This is a genomic window from Enterobacter sp. EC_64 (assembly GCF_019584165.1).
Classification (GTDB): domain Bacteria; phylum Pseudomonadota; class Gammaproteobacteria; order Enterobacterales; family Enterobacteriaceae; genus Enterobacter; species Enterobacter roggenkampii.
The window spans coordinates 1-20,461 of the sequence record NZ_VDAS01000010.1; the positions used below are offsets into that span (position 1 = coordinate 1).

The window sequence follows — 20,461 nt, forward strand, 5'->3', positions numbered from 1 at the left end:
TGTCTCCTTTTACTTGTGGTGAGTAAGAAGAGATATTCCGGCATGGGCATTCTTCAGGCTATAGCCTTACAGGATCAATCACCACCTCCCCAGGAGGTGGTTTAGGGATGACAATCAAAAAGGAGCCTCCACGGCTCCTTTTTTTGTTAAAGACCCAGCGCGGTTCCCACTAACAACCACAGGTTCAGCGCAACGACCACCACCACGATGGCCCACCCGGTTCGTTTCACCAGCGTTGAGTTGACCAGCTCGCCCATCAGAGTTTTGTTGCTGGTAAAGATCAGCAGCGGCACCAGCGCCAGCGCAATACCAAAACTCAGCAGCACCTGGCTCATGACCAGAATTCGCGTTGGGTCGAGTCCCATCAGAATCACCACAAATGACGGCAGCATGGTGACGGAACGACGAACCCACAGCGGAATATGGAACCGGACAAACCCCTGCATCACCACCTGGCCTGCCAGCGTACCCACCACCGTAGAAGAGAGACCAGCAGCCACCAGGCTAAGGCCAAATATCGTGGCGGCAGCATGGCTCAGCAACGGCTCCAGCGTGAGATATGCCTGGTCGAGATCGGCAATACCGGTATGACCGTTAAAGTGGAAAGCTGCGGCTGCAGTAGCCATCATCGCCAGGTTGACAAACCCCGCGATGGTCATGGCGATCGCCACGTCCCACTTGGTGGCGGAGTAACGTTCTTTACGCGTCCCACCGTGGAGATGCTGAGTCAGCGAGGAGTGGAGATAGATCACATGCGGCATGATGGTCGCCCCCAGCACCCCGGCGGCCAGGAACACCGCTTCCGAGGTCGGCAGGCTTGGGATCGCCATCCCTTTACCGAGCTGCGCCAGATTCGGCTGTGAGAAGATTAGCTCAACGATATAGGCCGCCGCTACAAACAGCAGCAGACCGCCAATGACCTTCTCCAGCGGCTTTTGACCCCGACGCTGCAGCATCAGGATCAGGAACGTGGCAATCCCGGTGAGGACCGCCCCCTGCAACAGCGACACACCCAGAATCAGCTTAAAGCCGATCGCTGCGCCGATAAATTCAGCAAGGTCAGTGGCCATGGCGATGATTTCAGCCTGAACCCAGTAGAGCCAGACCGCGGGACGCGGATAATGGTCGCGAATTTGCTCCGCCAGGTTTTTGCCCGTCGCAATCCCCAGCTTTGCGGAGAGCATCTGAATCAGCATTGCCATCAGGTTTGCCCAGACGACCACCCAGAGCAGCTTATAACCGAAGCTGGCCCCGGCCTGAATATTGGTCGCAAAGTTACCTGGATCGATATAACCAATGGCAGCGATGAACGCAGGCCCCATTAATGCGAACCGCAACTTGCGCGCTGCTCTGCCACTGCTACCCTCTACGCGACTGTTTGTCATTTCTGCCTCTGAAATATAGCCTTTGCTATGTTTAATGCTATCAAAATGAGAATGATTATCAAGATCATTTATGAAGTTTGCAGTGATTTCTCTGATAGCTTTGAACGATAGACGGGCGGGTAAGTGGGGCGATCTAACTGAAACTGAAATCGCGCATGCTTTTGTGAAGACTAGCACACAAACTTAACTTTTCACTCATTTACCTAACATAACAAAAATGTATTGTGGATCACTATTTTTGAGACTCGTCACAGGATGTAACTATAGTGTGTCCTCGATCTCGTTTTCTTTTCGCTTGTTACATAGAATGTGCACGAAAATTAAACCTGCCTCATATTTGGAGCAAATATGGACCGCGTCCTTCATTTTGTCCTGGCACTTGTTGTCGTTACTGCACTCGCATTGCTGGTCAGCACAGACCGCAAAAAAATTCGTATTCGTTATGTTGTCCAACTGCTGGTCATTGAAGTTTTACTTGCGTGGTTCTTCCTGAACTCCAACGTAGGCCTCGGCTTCGTGAAAGGCTTCTCCGAAATGTTCGAAAAACTGCTCGGATTCGCCAATGAAGGGACCAACTTTGTCTTCGGTAAAATGAACGACGAAGGTCTGGCGTTCTTCTTCCTGAAGGTTCTCTGCCCTATCGTCTTCATCTCCGCGCTGATCGGTATTCTGCAGCACATCCGCGTTCTGCCGTTCGTGATTCGTGGAATTGGTTTCCTGTTATCCAAAGTGAACGGCATGGGTAAGCTGGAATCCTTCAACGCCGTCAGTTCCCTGATCCTCGGTCAGTCTGAGAACTTCATCGCGTATAAAGATATTCTCGGCAAGATGTCCCGCAACCGCATGTACACCATGGCGGCAACCGCAATGTCTACCGTTTCCATGTCTATCGTGGGCGCGTATATGACCATGCTGGAACCAAAATACGTGGTGGCTGCGCTGGTACTGAACATGTTCAGCACCTTTATCGTTCTGTCGCTGATCAACCCGTACCGCGTTGACGCCAGCGAAGAGAACATCCAGATGTCTAACCTGCACGAAGGCCAGAGCTTCTTCGAAATGCTGGGTGAATACATCCTGGCCGGTTTCAAAGTCGCGATTATCGTTGCCGCCATGCTGATCGGCTTCATTGCGCTGATTTCTGCACTGAATGCCCTGTTCGCCGCGGTGCTGGGTATCTCCTTCCAGGGTATTCTGGGCTACATCTTCTACCCTGTTGCATGGGTGATGGGTGTTCCGGCTCACGAAGCGCTGCAGGTGGGCAGTATCATGGCAACCAAACTGGTTTCTAACGAATTCGTTGCGATGATGGATCTGCAGAAAATTGCCAGCACGCTTTCTCCACGCGCGGAAGGTATTCTCTCCGTGTTCCTGGTCTCCTTCGCGAACTTCTCGTCTATCGGTATCATCGCCGGTGCGATTAAGGGTCTGAACGAAGAGCAGGGTAACGTGGTTTCTCGCTTTGGCCTGAAGCTGGTTTACGGCTCTACGCTGGTAAGCGTCCTATCCGCATCCATCGCGGCACTGGTTCTATAACGTTTACCGTTAAACAAAAACCGGGAGCCTGGCTCCCGGTTTTTTTATGCCCGCAATTCTTCCAGCGGTTTGGGTTTGCCTATCAGGTATCCCTGCAGGTAATCCACACCAAAGCGAAGCAGCATCTCCCGCTGGGCCGGCGTTTCGACGTATTCCGCGACGACGCACAGCGATTTCGCCTTCGCCAGATTACACATCGACTGGACGATCATTGCATCCATGTCGTCTGTACAAATGTCTTTCACAAAGCAGCCGTCAATTTTAATGATGTCCGCCTGCAGGCGTCTGAGGCGCTCGTAGTTGGCGTAGCCAGTACCAAAATCATCTATGGCGATTCGGAAACCGTAATCCCGCAGCTGCTGAATATTGTTGATACTTGTGCCTGAATTTGAAAAAGCCTGCTCCTCGGTGATCTCAATCACGACGGCCTGAGATGCCACGCCGTACCGTTCAAACAGCGCGCAAATCTCGGTCGCCACCTCTTTTTGCATCAGCGTGAGCGGCATCAGATTGACGGAGAAACGGGCGTCAGCCTGTGTTGCAGGGTGATCGCGCAGCCACAGCAGTAATTTCTCCATAATGCACATATCAAACCGATGGCTGAGGTTGAACTGGGCAATCAGCGGAATAAAGCGGTCAGGGGTGAAGATCTCGCCCTCGCTCTCCATACGCGCCAGGATTTCGTAATACCCGCTCCCGTCCGCCTTCTGGATCGGTTGCGCGTATAAATGGAACTGCCCTGCCTCAAGGGCATGCTTAATCCGCGCCAGCATCAGGACACGCTCTGTCGTTTGTCCTGATGCCGCCTCAAGGCTATTCGTGAGCGCGAGAACGTTTTGCTCTCCGCAGGCCTGCTCTGCCAGCCAGCTCAGCTGTCCCAGCGTGTGATGAAGCTTTTCGCCGTTTTCGACCATTCCCCACGATGCGCCAAATTCAATATCCAGCCCGGTGTTGTTCCAGAAAATCTTACGGCTGTTCAGCCGATCGACCATATGCTGGAGACGCTCGGCGGTTCCCGGCCCCAGTAATACCAACACCAGTTCGCTTCCCGGAAGCTGGAAGAGCGTCTCATCTTTCTGCAAAAGTGGCTGTAGCGACGTGGCGATCGTACGTTTGCAGTGGACCCGCATGATAATCCCGTAGTGACGGCTCAAAAACTCCAGGTTATCCATGCGCAGAATGCACACTTTGGCATCCGGGTGAATCTCAAGATAATCTTCCAGCGCACGAATATTGGGCAAACCGGTAAGGGGATCGGTAAGCGCCCTGCCCTGCCAGCCCCGCTTCAGCCACTCGCTGCGCTGGTAAATGCGCGACATGTAAAGCAAGCAGATAGCGAAAGAAATCAGCACGGAGAGGATAAAGGAGAGTGAATGGCCCGACTCGACCCCGTTCAGGAAGTTGTAGTTGTAGGTCAACAGCAGGAGCGCTGAGGTGGCCCACAGCAGAGAAATCAACGCATAGGTCAGGCGGCTTATTGCCAGGGTAAAAAGAATAAAAATCAGCGGCATCAAATAGCCCGCAATGACCGGTGATTCAAAAGGACCACATAAAATGATGAGAATGGCGCCTAAAAGCATCAGCCAGACAAAAATATATAATGGATTCTTGTGATAAAACACGGGCTTCACGCTTCGCCGCCAGAAGGTGACGGCATAACGAGGATTAATTATCATTCTTAATGGGTAATAGAACATCATGGTAAAAATCAGCCCCGCGCATATCAGGCTTTGAATATCCACAACATTATAAATTACCATCCCTTCGCCGAAATAGGTTGAGATAGTCACCGGAAAATCAAACAAATAGCCTGCCATATACATCGACAGCTTAATACCAAATGGCACAATAAAACCGAGCCAGAATATACGTAGCCCGATGTGCTTGTTAGGGATGGAGTGGCGCCAGCGCTTGCCCAGCATGAGGCGTAGCAGACCGCAGGCCGCGAACAACGCAAAGGTCTGACAGAACAGCAAAACTGAATATTGTAGCGGTGCTAAATTAATATAGAATAAATTAGTGACAGTAAAACCTAACAAAATGGGAAGAATAGCCCTGCGCCCAAATAGCAGAATTACCGCCAGCATCACGCTGAGCGGCAGCCATGCTAAATAAACGTCATGACCATTAACAATTGCGCGTGGAGAGAGATAACGGGAGACAGGTACCGCAATCAGACAAAGTGTCAGGGCAATTATAAATATCTTTACATTATTGTACGTTTTTCTATTCATTAAGCTGATGAGTATATTATCCGTCTGAATCATTGACCGGATGGATAATAGGTTTATTAATTGCGCGAATCAAGTTCAAGTCTATTTATAGACACGTTTATTGATTTCGATTGAGGTGAGGTATGGGAATACCTTCTTTTTGATAACAAAAACCAGTGGCGGGCGTTACAAATACATAAAAAAAACCCTCGTCATTTGACGAGGGTTTACAATTTTGGTGGAGCTAAGCGGGATCGAACCGCTGACCTCTTGCATGCCATGCAAGCGCTCTCCCAGCTGAGCTATAGCCCCACATGTGACTTTACTGACCGCACTCTGTTGGGTTCAGAGTTTGGTGGAGCTAAGCGGGATCGAACCGCTGACCTCTTGCATGCCATGCAAGCGCTCTCCCAGCTGAGCTATAGCCCCATCGTAAAGCTGTCATGTTGACGGGCGGCATAATATGAATTCCGCTGCGGAGTGTCAACGGCAAAATCAATGACCGCCGTTCGATCGCCGAAAAATCATGCAAATGAATCACTTTGCGAGCGTGCTCGTAATCAGGAGTTAAGCCTGTCACGTTTTCATGTAAAACGGTGCTATAAAATGAGCCGTTAATTAACCCCACTGATATTCAGGAAATTGCATGATCAAGGAACGAATGACGCCAGAAGAGTTAGCCCTGCTCACTGGCTATAGCCGACAGACCATCAATAAATGGGTACGCAAAGAGGGTTGGATTACGTCACCAAAACCTGGCGTTCAGGGCGGGAAAGCGCGACTGGTACATGTGAACGAAAAAGTCCGCGACTTTATCCGCAGCGCACGTCGGGCAAGCGAAACGTCCGATATGGCAGAAGGTACCAGCCATAACAGTTCGCTTCACACCCTACTCCTGACGCTGGCTGATGAAATGACGCCGGAAGAGCAGAAACAGATGACATCGCTCTTACTGCGGGAAGGGATCACCGGATTGTTGCAACGTTTAGGGATTCGCGATCGGGACTGATATGAAAAAATTACGGAGCAAAATGACCACGGAAGAGCTGGCGGAGAGTTTGGGCGTTGCCAGGCAAACGGTTAATCGCTGGGTTCGCCAGCAGGGCTGGAAAACAGAAGGACTCAACGGCGTGAAAGGCGGCCGCGCGCGGCTCATTCATGTCGATGCGCGCGTGAAGGAACACATTATGAGTCTCCCGGCGATTCGCAACCGTCAGGCGGTATACCATCTCGCGGAGGCCACCTCCGCCTACAATGCCCCCTCTGCAAACCTGTTTCCGGGCATAATTGAGACGCTGGAGAATATGACTGCAGCAGAGCAGAAGCGTCTGGACACCTTCCTGAAGCGCGAAGGCATTCACGGCTTTCTTAAGCGTCTGGGTATTGCAGAAGAAGAAGCATAAAAAAACGGCAGGTTCCCCTGCCGTTTGTTTTCTCTGAGACGTTATTACTGCTGATTTTCTCGTTCAGCGATAAAGTCCAGAGCCTTGTTAATGCGCGCTACGCTGCGTGATTTGCCGATAGCATGAACCGTTACGTCCAGCGCCGGAGACTGACCCGCACCGGTCACCGCAACGCGCAGTGGCATACCGACTTTACCCATGCCAACTTCCAGCTCGTCCGCCGTCGCCTGAATGGCGTGATGCACATTCTCTGCGGTCCACTCGGTAATGGCAGCCAGCTTGTCACGCACCACTTCCAGAGGCTGACGCGCAACCGGGCGAAGGTGTTTCTTCGCGGCGTCCGCATCAAACGCATCAAACTCTTCATAGAAGTAGCGGCAGCTTTCAGCAATCTCTTTCAGCGTTTTGCAGCGCTCGCCGAGCAGTTTCACCAGATCCGCCAGCTCAGGGCCTGTGCGGGTATCAATATTTGCCTGCTCAATGTGCCACTGCAGATACGTCGCCACATATTCTGGCGGCATGGTATTGATGTAGTGATGGTTCAGCCACAGGAGCTTGTCGGTGTTAAACGCGCTGGCGGATTTGCTGACAGAGCTCAGAGAGAACAGTTCGATCATCTCTTCGCGGCTGAAGATCTCCTGGTCACCGTGAGCCCAGCCCAGACGCACCAGATAGTTCAGCAGCGCTTCTGGCAGATAGCCGTCGTCGCGATACTGCATCACGCTCACCGCACCGTGACGTTTAGACAGCTTTTTCCCGTCGTCGCCGTTGATCATGGAGACGTGCGCATAAACAGGCACAGGGGCGTTCAGCGCCTTCAGGATGTTGATCTGACGTGGCGTGTTGTTGATATGGTCTTCACCGCGCACAACATGGGTAATTTCCATATCCCAGTCGTCAACCACGACGCAGAAGTTGTAGGTTGGAGAACCATCGGTACGACGGATGATCAGATCGTCGAGCTCCTGGTTGCTGAATTCGATCGGGCCACGAATCTGATCGTCAAAAATCACAGACCCCTCTTGCGGGTTAGCAAAACGCACAACGCAAGGCTCATCTGCAGCATGCTCGCTGTGGTCGTGGCGGCAGCGGCCGTCATAACGCGGTTTTTCACCGTTCGCCATCTGCTCTTCACGCAGCGCATCCAGACGCTCTTTGGAGCAGTAGCACTTATACGCCGTGCCCGCGACCAGCATCTCATCAATAACGGCGTTATAGCGGTCAAAGCGTTTGGTCTGGAAGTAGGGACCTTCATCCCATTCCAGGTTCAGCCAGTTCATCCCATCCATAATGGCTTCAATTGCTTCTGGCGTGGAGCGCTCAAGATCGGTGTCTTCAATACGCAGCACGAACTCACCTTTGTTGTGGCGTGCGAAAAGCCAGGAATAGAGAGCGGTACGTGCACCACCGACGTGCAGATAGCCTGTCGGGCTCGGCGCGAAGCGAGTTTTGATTTTCATGAAATGGCCTTACGTTATAAAGATGCCGGTAATCGGCAAATCCTGGGGAAAAAACAATGGGCAATATTCTATCACTGTGCGGCGATTCCTCAATGTTGTTCCCTGAATCGGGCCCGAGTTTGCGATTTTTGTTTAGAAATCATGCGCCACTGCCCGTTTCGCGATCGTTTTGCTTAATTTTACGACGAACGAATAAAAACTTTAGAAAATGCGTTGACTCATTTTCAACTCTCCCTATAATGCGACTCCACACAGCGGGGGTGATTAGCTCAGTTGGTAGAGCATCTCCTTTACACGGAGGGGGTCGGCGGTTCGAGCCCGTCATCACCCACCATCTACTTCGGTAGACTCGCAGTGTAGATAAAGATTGAGATTGGGCGATTAGCTCAGTTGGTAGAGCATCTCCTTTACACGGAGGGGGTCGGCGGTTCGAGCCCGTCATCGCCCACCATTCTCATCTTATCGCAGCAGTTCCGAAATGGGCGATTAGCTCAGTTGGTAGAGCATCTCCTTTACACGGAGGGGGTCGGCGGTTCGAGCCCGTCATCGCCCACCATTTCGGGTCGTTAGCTCAGTTGGTAGAGCAGTTGACTTTTAATCAATTGGTCGCAGGTTCGAATCCTGCACGACCCACCAATGTAAAAAAGCGCCCTAAAGGCGCTTTTTTGCTATCTGCGATCTGGATGATTCGAACCTGCAGCAGGTTCGAGCCGAACGCAGTGAGGCACCGGAGCCGTTTACGGCGACGGCCCGAAGGGCGAGCGAAGCGAGTCATCCTGCACGACCCACCAATGCAAAAAAGCGCCCTAAAGGCGCTTTTTTGCTATCTGCGATATAAAAAATGTGAACCTGCCCCATTTTCCTCAAGCTAATCCCGCCGGTGCCGATACCTCTGTTTTATAACGCGAGGAAAAAGTATGACGACCATTCAGGCATCAACCCAACCTATTCAAACCAGCAGTGGCGGGAATGGGGCTTCTGGCGGTAACGATATCGCCGCGCAAATCACCCGCATTCTCGACAAAATCCAAAAGCTGACTCAGCAGCTAAAAGAGCTGGCGAACAGTCCCGGCAGCACGGAAGATAAGAAAAAGCAGCAGGAACTGATTCAGACCCAGATCAAAGTGCTGCAGGCGCAGCTCGCCGCACTGCAGCGCCAGCAGGCCGAAGAGGCCCAGAAAAAGCAGGAGCAAAAACTGGGTAAAGTGGAAGGTGTGAATAGCCCATCAGACAATAACCAGATTGATATCTACATCTGATCTTCTGAAGCGTTAAACAGTGGATCGCGTATGCGGGCCTCGGTCAATCGCTGTGCCTGGATACGCACCACTTCCCAGATAGCCTGCGCCGCCCCCGAGAGTGAACGATTTTTTCGCCGCACCAGCATTAGCTTTCGTTCGACAACGGGCGTCAACCGCTTCACGGCCAGTCGACTTCCCTGAGGCAGGGGAAGCGCCAGGGCGGGCAACACGCTGATGCCGATCCCGGCTTCCACCATGGGAAACAGCGTTGCCGGGTGGCCAATCTCCTGCACGATCGCTGCCTTTACCCCCTGATTCATCAGCGCGGAATCAATCAGCGGGCGACTGCCCGAGGCATAATCTTGTAAAACCAGGTTTGCGCCCTGCAGTGACTGCCACCTGACGTCAGGCAACGCGGCCAGCGGATCGTCGTCACGGCAGAGCAGCAAAAAGGGCTCCGAAAGTACGCTTTCGCACTCCAGATCGCTCACCTGGCCGGGATCGATAACAATACCAAAATCGACATCCCCCTGGCGGATGCTCTCCAGTACCCACTGCTGTGGCCGGTCATGCAGCACAAAGTCAATGTCCGGGTAGCGATGGTTCCCCTCGGCAATACACTGCGGGATAAGGTGTGCAGATATCGTCTGGCTGGCCGCGACCCGCACGGTACCCGAAAGCTGCTGCCCCAGCCTCCCCACGTCTCTGAGCGTGCTGTTCAGTTCATCCAGCAGCCGTTCAAGGCGCAGAGCAAGCTGCTGCCCGGCTTCGGTCAACACCACTTCGCGCGTGGTGCGGTCAAGCAACCGGACGCCGGTCTGATTTTCCAGTTCTTTCACGCTGTGGCTGACCGCCGACTGGCTCAGGCCAATCATCTCCCCTGCCCGGCTAAAGCTGCGGGCATTGGCGACGGTAACGAAAATGCGGAGCTGGCGTAAGGAATAATTCATCTGTTTAATTCATGAATGGATGCAATAAATCAATTTTATTTCTCAAATGGAAAAAAGCACAATAGCGACATCTGTTTTCAGGAGTCATTATGAAACTATTTCGTATTGTTGATCCGTTTACGCTCACCCTGGTCGTTACCGTTTTACTGGCCTCGTTCTTTCCCGCTCGCGGCGGGTTCGTTCCGTTCTTTGAAGGGCTGACGACGGCCGCCATTGCACTGCTGTTTTTTATGCACGGCGCGAAGCTGTCCCGAGAAGCGATTATCGCAGGGGGGAGCCACTGGCGGCTGCATCTCTGGGTGATGTGCAGCACGTTCATTCTCTTCCCGATCCTCGGCGTACTTTTTGCCTGGTGGGCACCGGTTAACGTCGACCCGGCGCTTTATACCGGTTTTCTGTATCTCTGTATTCTGCCGGCTACCGTGCAATCCGCCATTGCCTTTACCTCTCTGGCGGGAGGGAACGTTGCGGCCGCCGTCTGCTCGGCATCGGCATCCAGCCTGCTGGGGATTTTCGTCTCCCCGCTGCTGGTGGGCCTGCTGATGAACATGCACGGCGCGGAAGGTAACCTTGAGCAGGTCGGCAAAATCTGTTTGCAGCTGCTGCTGCCGTTTGTGCTGGGGCATCTCTCGCGTCCGTGGACGGGCGCATTTGTGGCAAAGCACAAGAAATGGATCTCAAAAACCGACCAGTCGTCGATCCTGCTGGTGGTCTATTCCGCCTTCAGCGAAGCGGTCGTGAACGGGATCTGGCATAAGGTGGGCGCTGGTTCGCTGCTCTTTATCGTGGTGGTCAGCCTCATCCTGCTGGCAATTGTCATTGCAGTAAACGTCTTTGTGGCACGCAAGTGCGGCTTCAACAAAGCGGATGAAATTACGATTGTGTTCTGCGGTTCGAAGAAGAGCCTGGCAAACGGTATCCCGATGGCCAACATTCTGTTCCCGACCTCGGTGATTGGAATGATGGTACTGCCGCTAATGATTTTCCATCAGATCCAGCTGATGGTCTGCGCGGTGCTGGCGCGTCGCTACAAGCGCCAGACAGAAAAACTGACGCAGGAAGGGACCCGCGCCGCGAAGGCTTAAGGACGTTTCAGAGGCTGCACCAGTTGGGTCAGCCCCTCGGTTTTGATCAGTAACGTGATAGCCATCAGCTCGCCCAGTCGCCCTGTCGGGAATTCATCCTTACGGGCAAACCACAGCAGATACTCCTCCGGTAAATCAATCAGCCTGCGGCCCTTGTATTTACCGAACGGCATCTCCGTATTGGCGATCTCAACGAGCTGCTCTTTCTCCACGTTACTCTCCTAACAGACGCATCATTTCTGCTTCATCGATAACCTCAATGCCCAGCTCCTGGGCTTTCGCCAGCTTGGAACCGGCGGCTTCCCCGGCGATCACCAGATCAGTTTTCTTCGACACGCTGCCCGCCACTTTGGCTCCCAGCGCCACCAGACGTGCCTTTGCATCATCACGGGATAGCTGGCTCAGGCTGCCGGTCAGCACCACCGTTTTACCGGCGAACGGGCTGTCGATCTCTTCGGCGTTGACGACGACCGGCGCAGGCCATTTGATGCCCTCTGCCAGCAGTTGGCCGATGACCTCGCGGTTGCTCTCTTCAGCAAAGAAGTTAAAGACGTGCGTGGCGACGACGATGCCGACATCCGGGACTTTCTGTAGCTCCTCGATGCTTGCCTTTTCCAGCGCCTCCAGCGTACCAAAGTACGCCGCCAGCCCTGCTGCCGTCGCTTCACCCACTTCACGAATGCCCAGCGCATAAAGGAAACGGGCGAAGGTGGTCTCTTTTGCCGCTTCCAGCGCGTTAACCACGTTCTGGGCTGACTTTGGCCCCATGCGATCCAGACCGGTTAGTTTACCTGCGGTCAGCCTGAAGAGATCCGCTGGCGTGTGGACGTACTCTTTCTCAACCAGCTGATCGATAATCTTGTCGCCCATGCCGTCCACGTCCATTGCGCGACGGGAAACAAAGTGCTTTAGCGACTCTTTACGCTGCGCGCCACAGATTAAGCCGCCCGTACAGCGCGCCACCGCTTCACCTTCTACGCGCTCAACGTCCGAGCCGCACACCGGGCAATGGGTCGGGAAGACAACCTCGCGCGTATCGTCAGGACGCTCTGACTCAACGACGTTAACCACCTGCGGGATCACATCACCCGCGCGGCGGATCACCACTTTGTCACCGATACGCAGGCCCAGGCGTTCGATCTCATCGGCATTATGCAGCGTGGCGTTACTCACCAGCACGCCGGCCACCTGTACGGGCTCCAGACGAGCGACCGGGGTAATGGCCCCCGTACGTCCCACCTGGAACTCCACGTCACGCACAAAGGTCATCTGTTCCTGGGCCGGGAACTTAAACGCCACCGCCCAGCGCGGCGCGCGCGCCACAAAGCCCAGCTGCTCCTGCAGCGCCAGCGAGTTCACCTTGATGACCACGCCATCAATATCAAAGCCGAGCGTCGGACGGTCCGCTTCCACCTTGTGGTAGAACGCCAGTACCGCTTCCGGCGAGTCGCAGAGCTGAACGCGGTTGTTCACCGGCAGGCCCCACGCCTTAAACTGCAGCAGACGCCCGAGATGGGTATCCGGCAGCTCGCCGCCCTCCAGAATACCGACGCCGTAGCAGAAGAACGTAAGCGGTCGCTTCGCGGTGATGCGCGGATCAAGCTGGCGCAGCGAGCCCGCCGCCGCGTTACGCGGGTTAGCAAACACCTTACCGCCGGTGCGACGTGCCTCTTCGTTAATTTTCTCGAAGCCCGCCTGGGGCAGAAACACCTCGCCGCGCACTTCCAGACGTGCAGGAATGTTGTCACCCTGCAGCTTCAGCGGGATCGCGCGGATGGTACGCACGTTGGTAGTGATGTCTTCGCCCGTCGTACCGTCGCCACGCGTTGCGGCACGCACCAGCACGCCGTTTTCATAGAGAAGACTGACCGCCAGGCCATCCAGCTTCAGTTCGCAGCACCAGGTGAGAGCGTCGCTGCTTTTCAGGCGATCCTGCACGCGCTTGTTAAACGCGAGAAAGCTCTCTTCATCGAAGACGTTATCCAGCGACAGCATCGGCACTTCATGACGCACCTGGCTGAAAGCGCCCAGCGGCTCAGCGCCGACGCGCTGGGTGGGGGAATCCGGTGTAATGAGTTCAGGATGCTGCGCCTCTAATTCGCGCAGCTCGCGCATCAGGCGGTCATACTCCGCATCCGGGACTTCCGGCGCGTCCATAACATGATAGAGATATTCATGATGGCGAAGCGTGGTTCGCAGTTCAGTGAGTTGTTGTTCGATTGAGTCCATATCACACCATCAATGAGAAAAAACCCCCGACATGCGGGGGTTGAGGAGGAGTTGAAGATAACGCGTCGGTTACGCGTTGGCTTCCTTAACTTCGCGGATGCGGTCCTGATACTCACGCAGCTTCTGCGGGGTCATCATGCGACGCTGATCGTCGAGCACCACACCACCCACTTCGTCAGCGATGTGCTGAGCGGATTGCAGCATCAGCTTAAAGTTCTGCAGTTCGTCGCCGTAGGACGGCACCTGCATAAAGATAGTGACACCCGGCGTCACGAAATCGCCCGTCATTTCTGGGTCGAATGTGCCAGGGTTAACCATATTGGCCAGGCTAAATAGCGCCGGGCCGCTACCGTCCGGGCTCAGGTGACGATGGAAGATATTCATATCACCAAACTTGAAGCCGGCCTGTTGAATACTGTTCAGCAGTACGTCACCGTTCAGATGGCTGCCGTGATGGGCGGCCACGTTCATGATGATCACCGCTTCTTTACGCTGCGGTTTTTCAACAACCGGCTCTGGCTCTACAACGGGCTCAGGCTCAACGTGCGGGGCCGGAGCGGGCTGCGGCGCAGGTTGAACATGAACAGGCTGCTGCGGTTGATGTACCGGTTGCGCAGGCTGCTGTTGCACAGGCTGCTGCACGGGTTGTTGTTGAACCGGCTGTGGCGCAGCAGGCTGCTGATACACAGGCTGTTGCGGCGGCTGGCGCACCGGTTCTTCCACAGGCTGTGGCGCTGGCTGGCGCGGCTGTGCAGAAGCATACGGCGGTTGATACTGGTGCTGCGAAGGACGAGGTGCTTCATGCTCCCCATGGCCTACGCCGGGCGCAGTATTGACCCGATGAACACGAACTTCACCCACGCCGTCATCGTCGCTTCCATCGATGTCATCTTCACTGTCATCGTCGTCACGACTGGACTTCATGCGCTTCAGTGGGCGATCGCGAAACATCGAGGAACGCTCTTTACGGCTGGTCCAGAAACCATGTACCAGTAAAGCGATTATGGCGATCGCGCCAACAATGATTAATATCAGACGCAAATCCTGCATCATTATATTCTCTGTTGTTCTAACACCTTGCCACCACGGCAAACATTTACTCACTAAGAGTATTTGCCGTTTACGTCAAGTGCAAGTGTGTGCAGAGCATTCACAGCATAAAGATGAAGGAAATCGTGCTTTTTGCTGGTTTTTCGAACATTTTCGAACTGGTCATTGGTCCGTAAGTGGATAATATAGGCGGGCAATTCCACTGGTTGTGTAAAAAGGAGTACAGCCTGGCTATGGTTTCAACATCTTCTTCTCCCCCGCGCAGCGGCGTCTGGTATTTTTCTCAGGGCTGGAAACTGGTCTCTCTGCCGGGTATTCGACGCTTCGTCATTCTGCCGCTGTTGATCAACATTATTCTGATGGGCGGCGCGTTCTGGTGGCTGTTCACAAAACTGGAAAGCTGGATCCCATCGCTGATGAGCTACGTGCCGGACTGGCTGCAATGGCTTAACTACCTGCTCTGGCCGGTGGCGGTGATCTCCGTTTTGCTGGTATTTGGCTACTTCTTCTCGACGATTGCCAACTGGATAGCCGCGCCGTTTAACGGTTTGCTGGCGGAACAGCTGGAAGCGCGCCTTACCGGCGCAACACCGCCGGACACGGGCATCCTGGGGATCATGAAAGACCTCCCTCGCATTATGAAGCGTGAATGGCAGAAGTTTGCCTGGTACCTGCCCCGCGCGGTTGTGCTGCTTATCCTCTATTTTGTGCCCGGCATTGGCCAGACGGTGGCACCGGTGCTGTGGTTCCTGTTCAGCGCCTGGATGCTGGCCATCCAGTACTGCGACTATCCGTTCGATAACCACAAGGTGCCGTTTAAAGAGATGCGCACCGCCCTGCGCAGCCAGAAGATCGCCAATATGCAGTTTGGCGCGCTGATCAGCCTGTTCACTATGATTCCGTTCCTGAATCTGTTCATCATGCCGGTTGCCGTTTGCGGCGCGACCGCCATGTGGGTCGACTGCTACCGTGCTAAGCACGCGTTATGGAAATAATGCAAAAATGTGTAAAGCAGGGGTGGCTTATGCCGCCCCTTATTCCATACTGATCCCCATTATTTCCTTGCAGTATATAGATATGCGAATTCCTTACTTCCCCCTACCTGCTTAGCAGGTATGCTGGGTCGGTATCCCAATTTCATACAGTTAAGGACAGGCCATGAGTAAGATTTATGAAGACAACTCGCTGACTATCGGTCATACGCCCCTGGTTCGACTGAACCGTATCGGTAATGGACGCATCCTGGCGAAGGTCGAATCACGTAACCCGAGCTTCAGCGTAAAATGCCGTATCGGTGCAAACATGATTTGGGATGCTGAAAAACGTGGCGTACTGAAGCCGGGCGTTGAGCTGGTGGAACCGACCAGCGGCAATACCGGGATCGCTCTGGCCTATGTTGCTGCCGCGCGCGGCTACAAGCTGACGCTGACCATGCCTGAAACCATGAGCATCGAGCGTCGTAAGCTGCTTAAAGCGCTGGGCGCGAACCTGGTGCTGACCGAAGGCGCGAAGGGCATGAAGGGTGCCATTCAGAAAGCCGAAGAGATTGTGGCCAGCGATCCGGCGAAATACCTGCTGCTGCAGCAGTTCAGCAACCCGGCTAACCCGGAAATTCACGAGAAGACCACCGGCCCGGAAATCTGGGAAGATACCGACGGCCAGGTTGACGTCTTTATCTCCGGCGTAGGTACCGGCGGCACGCTGACCGGCGTGTCACGCTATATTAAAGGCACCAAAGGTAAAAAAGAGCTGATCACCGTTGCCGTTGAGCCGACTGATTCACCGGTTATCACCCAGGCCCTGGCGGGGGAAGAGCTCAAACCCGGCCCGCACAAAATTCAGGGGATTGGCGCAGGCTTCATTCCGGGCAACCTGGATCTGAAGCTGATCGATAAAGTGGTCACTATCACGAACGAAGAAGCCATCTCTACCGCGCGTCGCCTGATGGATGAAGAAGGCATTCTGGCAGGTATATCTTCCGGTGCGGCCGTTGCGGCAGCGCTTAAACTTCAGGAAGATGAGGCCTTTACCAATAAGAATATTGTGGTAATCCTTCCTTCCTCGGGTGAGCGTTACTTGAGCACCGCACTGTTTGCCGATCTGTTCACTGAAAAAGAGCTGCAACAGTAGTGCCACTATGTTAATAACGCGTAAAAAAGCACCTTTTCAGGTGCTTTTTTGTGGCCTGCTTCAAACTTTTGCCCCTCCTGGCATTGCTTCACCCCGTTGGGTCTGGTATTTAAACCAGCAATTATTTTGATGCGTGAAATTAATCAGCGAACGAAATAGCCTTGCTGAATCGATTTTATGATTTGGTTCAAGTCTTGCTTTCGCTGCATAATGTTTAATGACGATCGAAACGTCAGCGCTAACAATACAGGCTAAAGTTCAGTCGCCAGGCTAGACTTTAGTTCCACAACACTAAACCTATAAGTTGGGGAAATACAATGTTCCAGCAAGAAGTTACCATTACCGCTCCGAACGGTCTGCACACCCGCCCTGCTGCTCAGTTTGTTAAAGAAGCGAAAGGCTTCACTTCTGAAATCACTGTGACTTCCAACGGCAAAAGCGCCAGCGCAAAAAGCCTGTTCAAACTGCAGACTCTGGGCCTGACTCAGGGCACCGTAGTCACCATCTCTGCGGAAGGTGAAGACGAGCAGAAAGCAGTTGAGCATCTGGTAAAACTGATGGCTGAGCTCGAGTAAGTTTCCGGGTTCTTTTAAATATCAGTCACAAGTAAGGTAGGGTTATGATTTCAGGCATTTTAGCATCCCCGGGTATCGCTTTCGGCAAAGCACTGCTGCTGAAAGAAGACGAGATCGTCATCGACCGGAAAAAAATTTCTGCCGACAAGGTTGATCAGGAAGTTGAACGTTTTCTGAGCGGTCGTGCCAAGGCATCTGCGCAACTGGAAGCAATCAAAACTAAAGCTGGCGAAACTTTCGGTGAAGAAAAAGAAGCCATCTTCGAAGGGCACATCATGCTGCTCGAAGATGAGGAGCTGGAGCAGGAAATCATAGCCCTGATTAAAGATAAAGGCATGACGGCCGACGCGGCTGCGCATGAAGTTATCGAAGGTCAGGCAACTGCCCTGGAAGAACTGGATGATGAATACCTGAAAGAGCGTGCGGCTGACGTACGTGACATCGGTAAGCGCCTGCTGCGCAACATCCTGGGTCTGGCCATTATCGACCTGAGCGCCATTCAGGATGAAGTGATCCTGGTTGCCGCTGACCTCACCCCGTCTGAAACCGCACAGCTGAACCTGAAAAAGGTCCTCGGTTTCATCACCGATGCGGGCGGCCGTACCTCCCACACCTCTATCATGGCGCGTTCTCTGGAACTGCCTGCCATCGTGGGTACCGGTAGCGTCACCTCTCAGGTGAAAAACGGCGATTATCTGATTCTGGATGCCGTAAACAATCTGGTTTACGTCAACCCAACTAACGAAGAGATCGAAAAACTGCGCGCGGTTCAGGAGCAGGTTGCGACTGAAAAAGCGGAACTCGCTAAGCTGAAAGACCTGCCAGCCATCACTCTGGACGGCCATCAGGTAGAAGTGTGCGCAAACATCGGTACCGTCCGCGACGTTGATGGCGCTGAGCGCAACGGTGCGGAAGGCGTTGGTCTCTATCGTACAGAATTCCTGTTCATGGACCGCGACGCGCTGCCAACGGAAGAAGAGCAGTTTGCTGCGTATAAAGCCGTTGCTGAAGCCTGTGGCTCTCAGGCGGTTATCGTCCGTACCATGGACATCGGTGGCGACAAAGAGCTGCCGTACATGAACTTCCCGAAAGAAGAGAACCCGTTCCTGGGCTGGCGTGCCGTGCGTATTGCGATGGATCGTAAAGAGATCCTGCGTGACCAGGTTCGCGCAATCCTGCGTGCGTCCGCTTTCGGTAAGCTGCGCATCATGTTCCCGATGATCATCTCTGTTGAAGAAGTGCGTGCACTGAAGAAAGAGATCGAAATCTACAAACAGGAACTGCGCGACGAAGGTAAAGCGTTTGACGAGTCAATCGAGATCGGCGTGATGGTGGAAACACCAGCGGCGGCGACCATTGCGCGTCATTTAGCCAAAGAAGTTGATTTCTTTAGTATCGGTACCAATGATTTAACGCAGTACACCCTGGCAGTTGACCGTGGTAATGATATGATTTCACATCTCTACCAGCCAATGTCACCGTCCGTACTGAACTTGATCAAGCAAGTTATTGATGCTTCTCATGCAGAAGGTAAATGGACTGGCATGTGTGGTGAGCTTGCAGGCGACGAACGTGCTACACTTCTGTTGCTGGGTATGGGTCTGGACGAATTCTCTATGAGCGCCATTTCCATCCCGCGCATTAAGAAGATTATCCGTAACACGAACTTCGAAGATGCGAAGGTGTTAGCAGAGCAGGCTCTTGCTCAACCGACAACGGACGAGTTAATGACGCTGGTTAACAAGTTCATTGAAGAAAAAACAATCTGCTAATCCACGAGATGCGGCCCAAATTACTGCTTAGGAGAAGATCATGGGTTTGTTCGATAAACTGAAATCTCTGGTTTCTGATGATAAGAAAGACTCCGGAACTATTGAGATTGTTGCTCCGCTCTCCGGCGAGATCGTCAACATCGAAGACGTGCCGGATGTAGTGTTTGCTGAGAAAATCGTTGGTGATGGCATTGCTATCAAACCAACTGGCAACAAAATGGTTGCTCCAGTTGACGGCACCATCGGTAAAATTTTTGAAACCAACCATGCGTTCTCTATCGAATCTGATAGCGGTATCGAACTGTTCGTTCACTTCGGTATCGACACCGTTGAACTGAAAGGCGAAGGCTTCAAACGTATCGCGGAAGAAGGCCAGCGTGTGAAAGTTGGCGACCCGGTGATTGAATTCGATCTGCCACTGCTGGAAGAAAAAGCCAAGTCTACCCTGACGCCGGTTGTTATCTCCAACATGGACGAAATCAAAGAACTGATCAAACTGTCTGGCAGCGTCACCGTGGGTGAAACCCCGGTTATCCGCATCAAGAAGTAATTCTTGCCGCACAGAAAAATGGCGCCTTCGGGCGCCATTTTTGTTTATGCCGGGAGGATAAGCTCGTCGTAGCCTTTCGACTGGGTATACAGCATCACGTCAGTCACCCGATCGCCGGCCATGCGAATGGCATCGGCAACGGTTTTCCCCTCAACAATGCCGCTCACCAGCTCTGAACAGAACAGGTCGCCCGTCCCTTTCAGATCGGTTTCTACGCGCGGATGCGCGCTGACGGTGACGCCCTCGCGTGAGACCAGCACCACGTGGATGTTTTGCGGATCGTCGGCAACCGGCGCACTGGTGATCGCCACCCATTTCAGGCTGTCTGAGAGCAGTCCTTGCGCCGCCGCGATGGCGCTTTCCGGCGTGCGGCACGGCTTGCCGCTTAACACTTCCAGCTCGTAGACATTGGGCGTGATCCCCTGCGCCAGCGGCAGCAGGTGCTCCCGATACGCTTCGGGGATCTCAGGCTTCACGTACATCCCGCTGTCGATATCGCCGATAACCGGATCGACCAGTACCAGCAGGTCAGGATGCTGCGCTTTGACCGCCTTCAGCCACTGCGCCAGCAGGACGATCTGGCTGGCGCTGCCCATATAGCCGGTGGTGACCGCCTTAAGCTCGCGCAGGATCTCTCGCTCTTCCAGCGCCTTAAGGTAGCCGCTGAACCACTCATCGGGGATCACGCCGCCGTAGAAGGTGTCATAGTGTGGCGTGTTGCTGAACAGTACCGTCGGTACGGCGGTGACGTTCAGCCTGTGGGTACGAATATTCGGTACCGCAATGCTGTTCCCCACGCTGCCGTACACCACCTGCGACTGCACCGCGACAATATCGGTTTGCTGCGCCCGGGTATTATCCCGGAATAGAATCATCTCCATG

General features: G+C 53.7%; 18 protein-coding genes, 6 tRNA genes and 1 other RNA gene. 15 read left to right on the forward strand and 10 right to left on the reverse strand.

Features of this window, described 5'->3' with window-relative positions:
- Positions 1-146: 146 nt before the first annotated feature.
- On the reverse strand, positions 147-1,385 hold the full coding sequence (locus FHC52_RS09925) for an Nramp family divalent metal transporter (RefSeq protein ID WP_008501590.1): 1,239 nt from the start codon (positions 1,383-1,385) through the stop codon (positions 147-149).
- Positions 1,386-1,733: 348 nt separating this feature from the next.
- On the opposite strand from FHC52_RS09925, the gene FHC52_RS09930 reads away from it, so the two are divergent.
- Positions 1,734-2,921, forward strand: a complete 1,188-nt coding sequence (locus FHC52_RS09930) for a NupC/NupG family nucleoside CNT transporter (protein WP_008501591.1) — start codon at positions 1,734-1,736, stop codon at positions 2,919-2,921.
- A 44-nt stretch (positions 2,922-2,965) separates the two neighbouring features.
- Here FHC52_RS09930 and FHC52_RS09935 read toward each other — a convergent pair whose 3' ends face one another.
- The 3 genes from FHC52_RS09935 to FHC52_RS09945 form a co-directional block, all read right to left on the reverse strand.
- Complete coding sequence (locus FHC52_RS09935; protein ID WP_220420058.1) at positions 2,966-5,155, reverse strand: EAL domain-containing protein; 2,190 nt, start codon at positions 5,153-5,155, stop codon at positions 2,966-2,968.
- Positions 5,156-5,370: 215 nt separating this feature from the next.
- Positions 5,371-5,446: transfer RNA gene (locus FHC52_RS09940), tRNA-Ala, on the reverse strand.
- 41 nt (positions 5,447-5,487) lie between these two features.
- Positions 5,488-5,563 (reverse strand) — tRNA-Ala (locus FHC52_RS09945).
- A 217-nt stretch (positions 5,564-5,780) separates the two neighbouring features.
- On the opposite strand from FHC52_RS09945, the gene FHC52_RS09950 reads away from it, so the two are divergent.
- Positions 5,781-6,143 (forward strand): YfeC-like transcriptional regulator, encoded by a 363-nt coding sequence (locus tag FHC52_RS09950; RefSeq protein ID WP_008501593.1) that lies wholly within the window; start codon positions 5,781-5,783, stop codon positions 6,141-6,143.
- A gap of 1 nt (position 6,144) precedes the next feature.
- Positions 6,145-6,537: a YfeC-like transcriptional regulator gene (locus tag FHC52_RS09955; protein WP_126289207.1), complete on the forward strand. Its 393-nt coding sequence runs from the start codon at positions 6,145-6,147 to the stop codon at positions 6,535-6,537.
- 44 nt (positions 6,538-6,581) lie between these two features.
- Here FHC52_RS09955 and gltX read toward each other — a convergent pair whose 3' ends face one another.
- Positions 6,582-7,997, reverse strand: a complete 1,416-nt coding sequence (gltX, locus tag FHC52_RS09960) for a glutamate--tRNA ligase (RefSeq protein WP_023294239.1) — start codon at positions 7,995-7,997, stop codon at positions 6,582-6,584.
- 258 nt (positions 7,998-8,255) lie between these two features.
- Here gltX and FHC52_RS09965 point away from each other — a divergent pair.
- The 6 genes from FHC52_RS09965 to FHC52_RS09990 all read left to right on the forward strand — a co-directional run bounded on the left by FHC52_RS09965 (position 8,256) and on the right by FHC52_RS09990 (position 9,256).
- Positions 8,256-8,331 (forward strand) — tRNA-Val (locus tag FHC52_RS09965).
- Between the two features lie 41 nt (positions 8,332-8,372).
- Positions 8,373-8,448, forward strand: a tRNA-Val gene (locus tag FHC52_RS09970).
- 29 nt (positions 8,449-8,477) lie between these two features.
- A tRNA-Val gene (locus FHC52_RS09975) sits at positions 8,478-8,553 on the forward strand.
- A gap of 4 nt (positions 8,554-8,557) precedes the next feature.
- A tRNA-Lys gene (locus tag FHC52_RS09980) sits at positions 8,558-8,633 on the forward strand.
- Positions 8,634-8,659: 26 nt separating this feature from the next.
- A non-coding RNA gene (locus tag FHC52_RS09985) (RtT sRNA) lies at positions 8,660-8,788 on the forward strand.
- A 126-nt stretch (positions 8,789-8,914) separates the two neighbouring features.
- A complete protein-coding gene (locus FHC52_RS09990; RefSeq protein WP_220420059.1) occupies positions 8,915-9,256 on the forward strand; it encodes a FlxA-like family protein in 342 nt (113 codons plus the stop codon).
- Here FHC52_RS09990 and FHC52_RS09995 read toward each other — a convergent pair.
- Positions 9,247-10,188, reverse strand: a complete 942-nt coding sequence (locus FHC52_RS09995) for a LysR family transcriptional regulator (RefSeq protein WP_008501597.1) — start codon at positions 10,186-10,188, stop codon at positions 9,247-9,249. The two genes, FHC52_RS09990 and FHC52_RS09995, sit on opposite strands and share 10 nt — an antisense overlap.
- 89 nt (positions 10,189-10,277) lie before the next feature.
- On the opposite strand from FHC52_RS09995, the gene FHC52_RS10000 reads away from it, so the two are divergent.
- Positions 10,278-11,273, forward strand: coding sequence for a bile acid:sodium symporter family protein (locus tag FHC52_RS10000; RefSeq protein ID WP_045406113.1), 996 nt, complete (start codon positions 10,278-10,280; stop codon positions 11,271-11,273).
- On the opposite strand, the gene FHC52_RS10005 is transcribed toward FHC52_RS10000, so the two are convergent.
- The 3 genes from FHC52_RS10005 to zipA form a co-directional block, all read right to left on the reverse strand.
- Positions 11,270-11,485 (reverse strand): DUF3820 family protein, encoded by a 216-nt coding sequence (locus tag FHC52_RS10005; protein WP_045894690.1) that lies wholly within the window; start codon positions 11,483-11,485, stop codon positions 11,270-11,272. The genes FHC52_RS10000 and FHC52_RS10005 overlap by 4 nt on opposite strands.
- A gap of 1 nt (position 11,486) precedes the next feature.
- On the reverse strand, positions 11,487-13,502 hold the full coding sequence (gene ligA / locus FHC52_RS10010) for an NAD-dependent DNA ligase LigA (RefSeq protein WP_220420060.1): 2,016 nt from the start codon (positions 13,500-13,502) through the stop codon (positions 11,487-11,489).
- A gap of 69 nt (positions 13,503-13,571) precedes the next feature.
- Entirely contained in the window at positions 13,572-14,555 is a 984-nt protein-coding gene (gene zipA / locus FHC52_RS10015) for a cell division protein ZipA (protein ID WP_021241791.1), read from the reverse strand.
- Between the two features lie 230 nt (positions 14,556-14,785).
- Between zipA and cysZ the strand changes: the two genes are divergently transcribed.
- From cysZ to crr, 5 genes are all read left to right on the forward strand, one after another.
- Entirely contained in the window at positions 14,786-15,547 is a 762-nt protein-coding gene (cysZ, locus tag FHC52_RS10020) for a sulfate transporter CysZ (RefSeq protein ID WP_063616503.1), read from the forward strand.
- Between the two features lie 163 nt (positions 15,548-15,710).
- Positions 15,711-16,682 (forward strand): cysteine synthase A, encoded by a 972-nt coding sequence (cysK, locus tag FHC52_RS10025; protein ID WP_008501603.1) that lies wholly within the window; start codon positions 15,711-15,713, stop codon positions 16,680-16,682.
- A gap of 317 nt (positions 16,683-16,999) precedes the next feature.
- The gene (gene ptsH / locus FHC52_RS10030; protein WP_000487600.1) at positions 17,000-17,257 is read left to right on the forward strand and encodes a phosphocarrier protein Hpr; all 258 of its coding nucleotides are present in this window, start codon (positions 17,000-17,002) and stop codon (positions 17,255-17,257) included.
- Between the two features lie 44 nt (positions 17,258-17,301).
- A complete protein-coding gene (gene ptsI, locus FHC52_RS10035; RefSeq protein WP_008501604.1) occupies positions 17,302-19,029 on the forward strand; it encodes a phosphoenolpyruvate-protein phosphotransferase PtsI in 1,728 nt (575 codons plus the stop codon).
- Positions 19,030-19,069: 40 nt separating this feature from the next.
- Positions 19,070-19,579, forward strand: coding sequence for a PTS glucose transporter subunit IIA (gene crr / locus FHC52_RS10040; RefSeq protein ID WP_003861316.1), 510 nt, complete (start codon positions 19,070-19,072; stop codon positions 19,577-19,579).
- Between the two features lie 44 nt (positions 19,580-19,623).
- Here the strand turns inward: crr and pdxK are convergent, their stop codons facing one another.
- A complete protein-coding gene (gene pdxK / locus FHC52_RS10045) occupies positions 19,624-20,460 on the reverse strand; it encodes a pyridoxine/pyridoxal/pyridoxamine kinase (protein ID WP_008501605.1) in 837 nt (278 codons plus the stop codon).
- Position 20,461 lies beyond the last annotated feature (1 nt).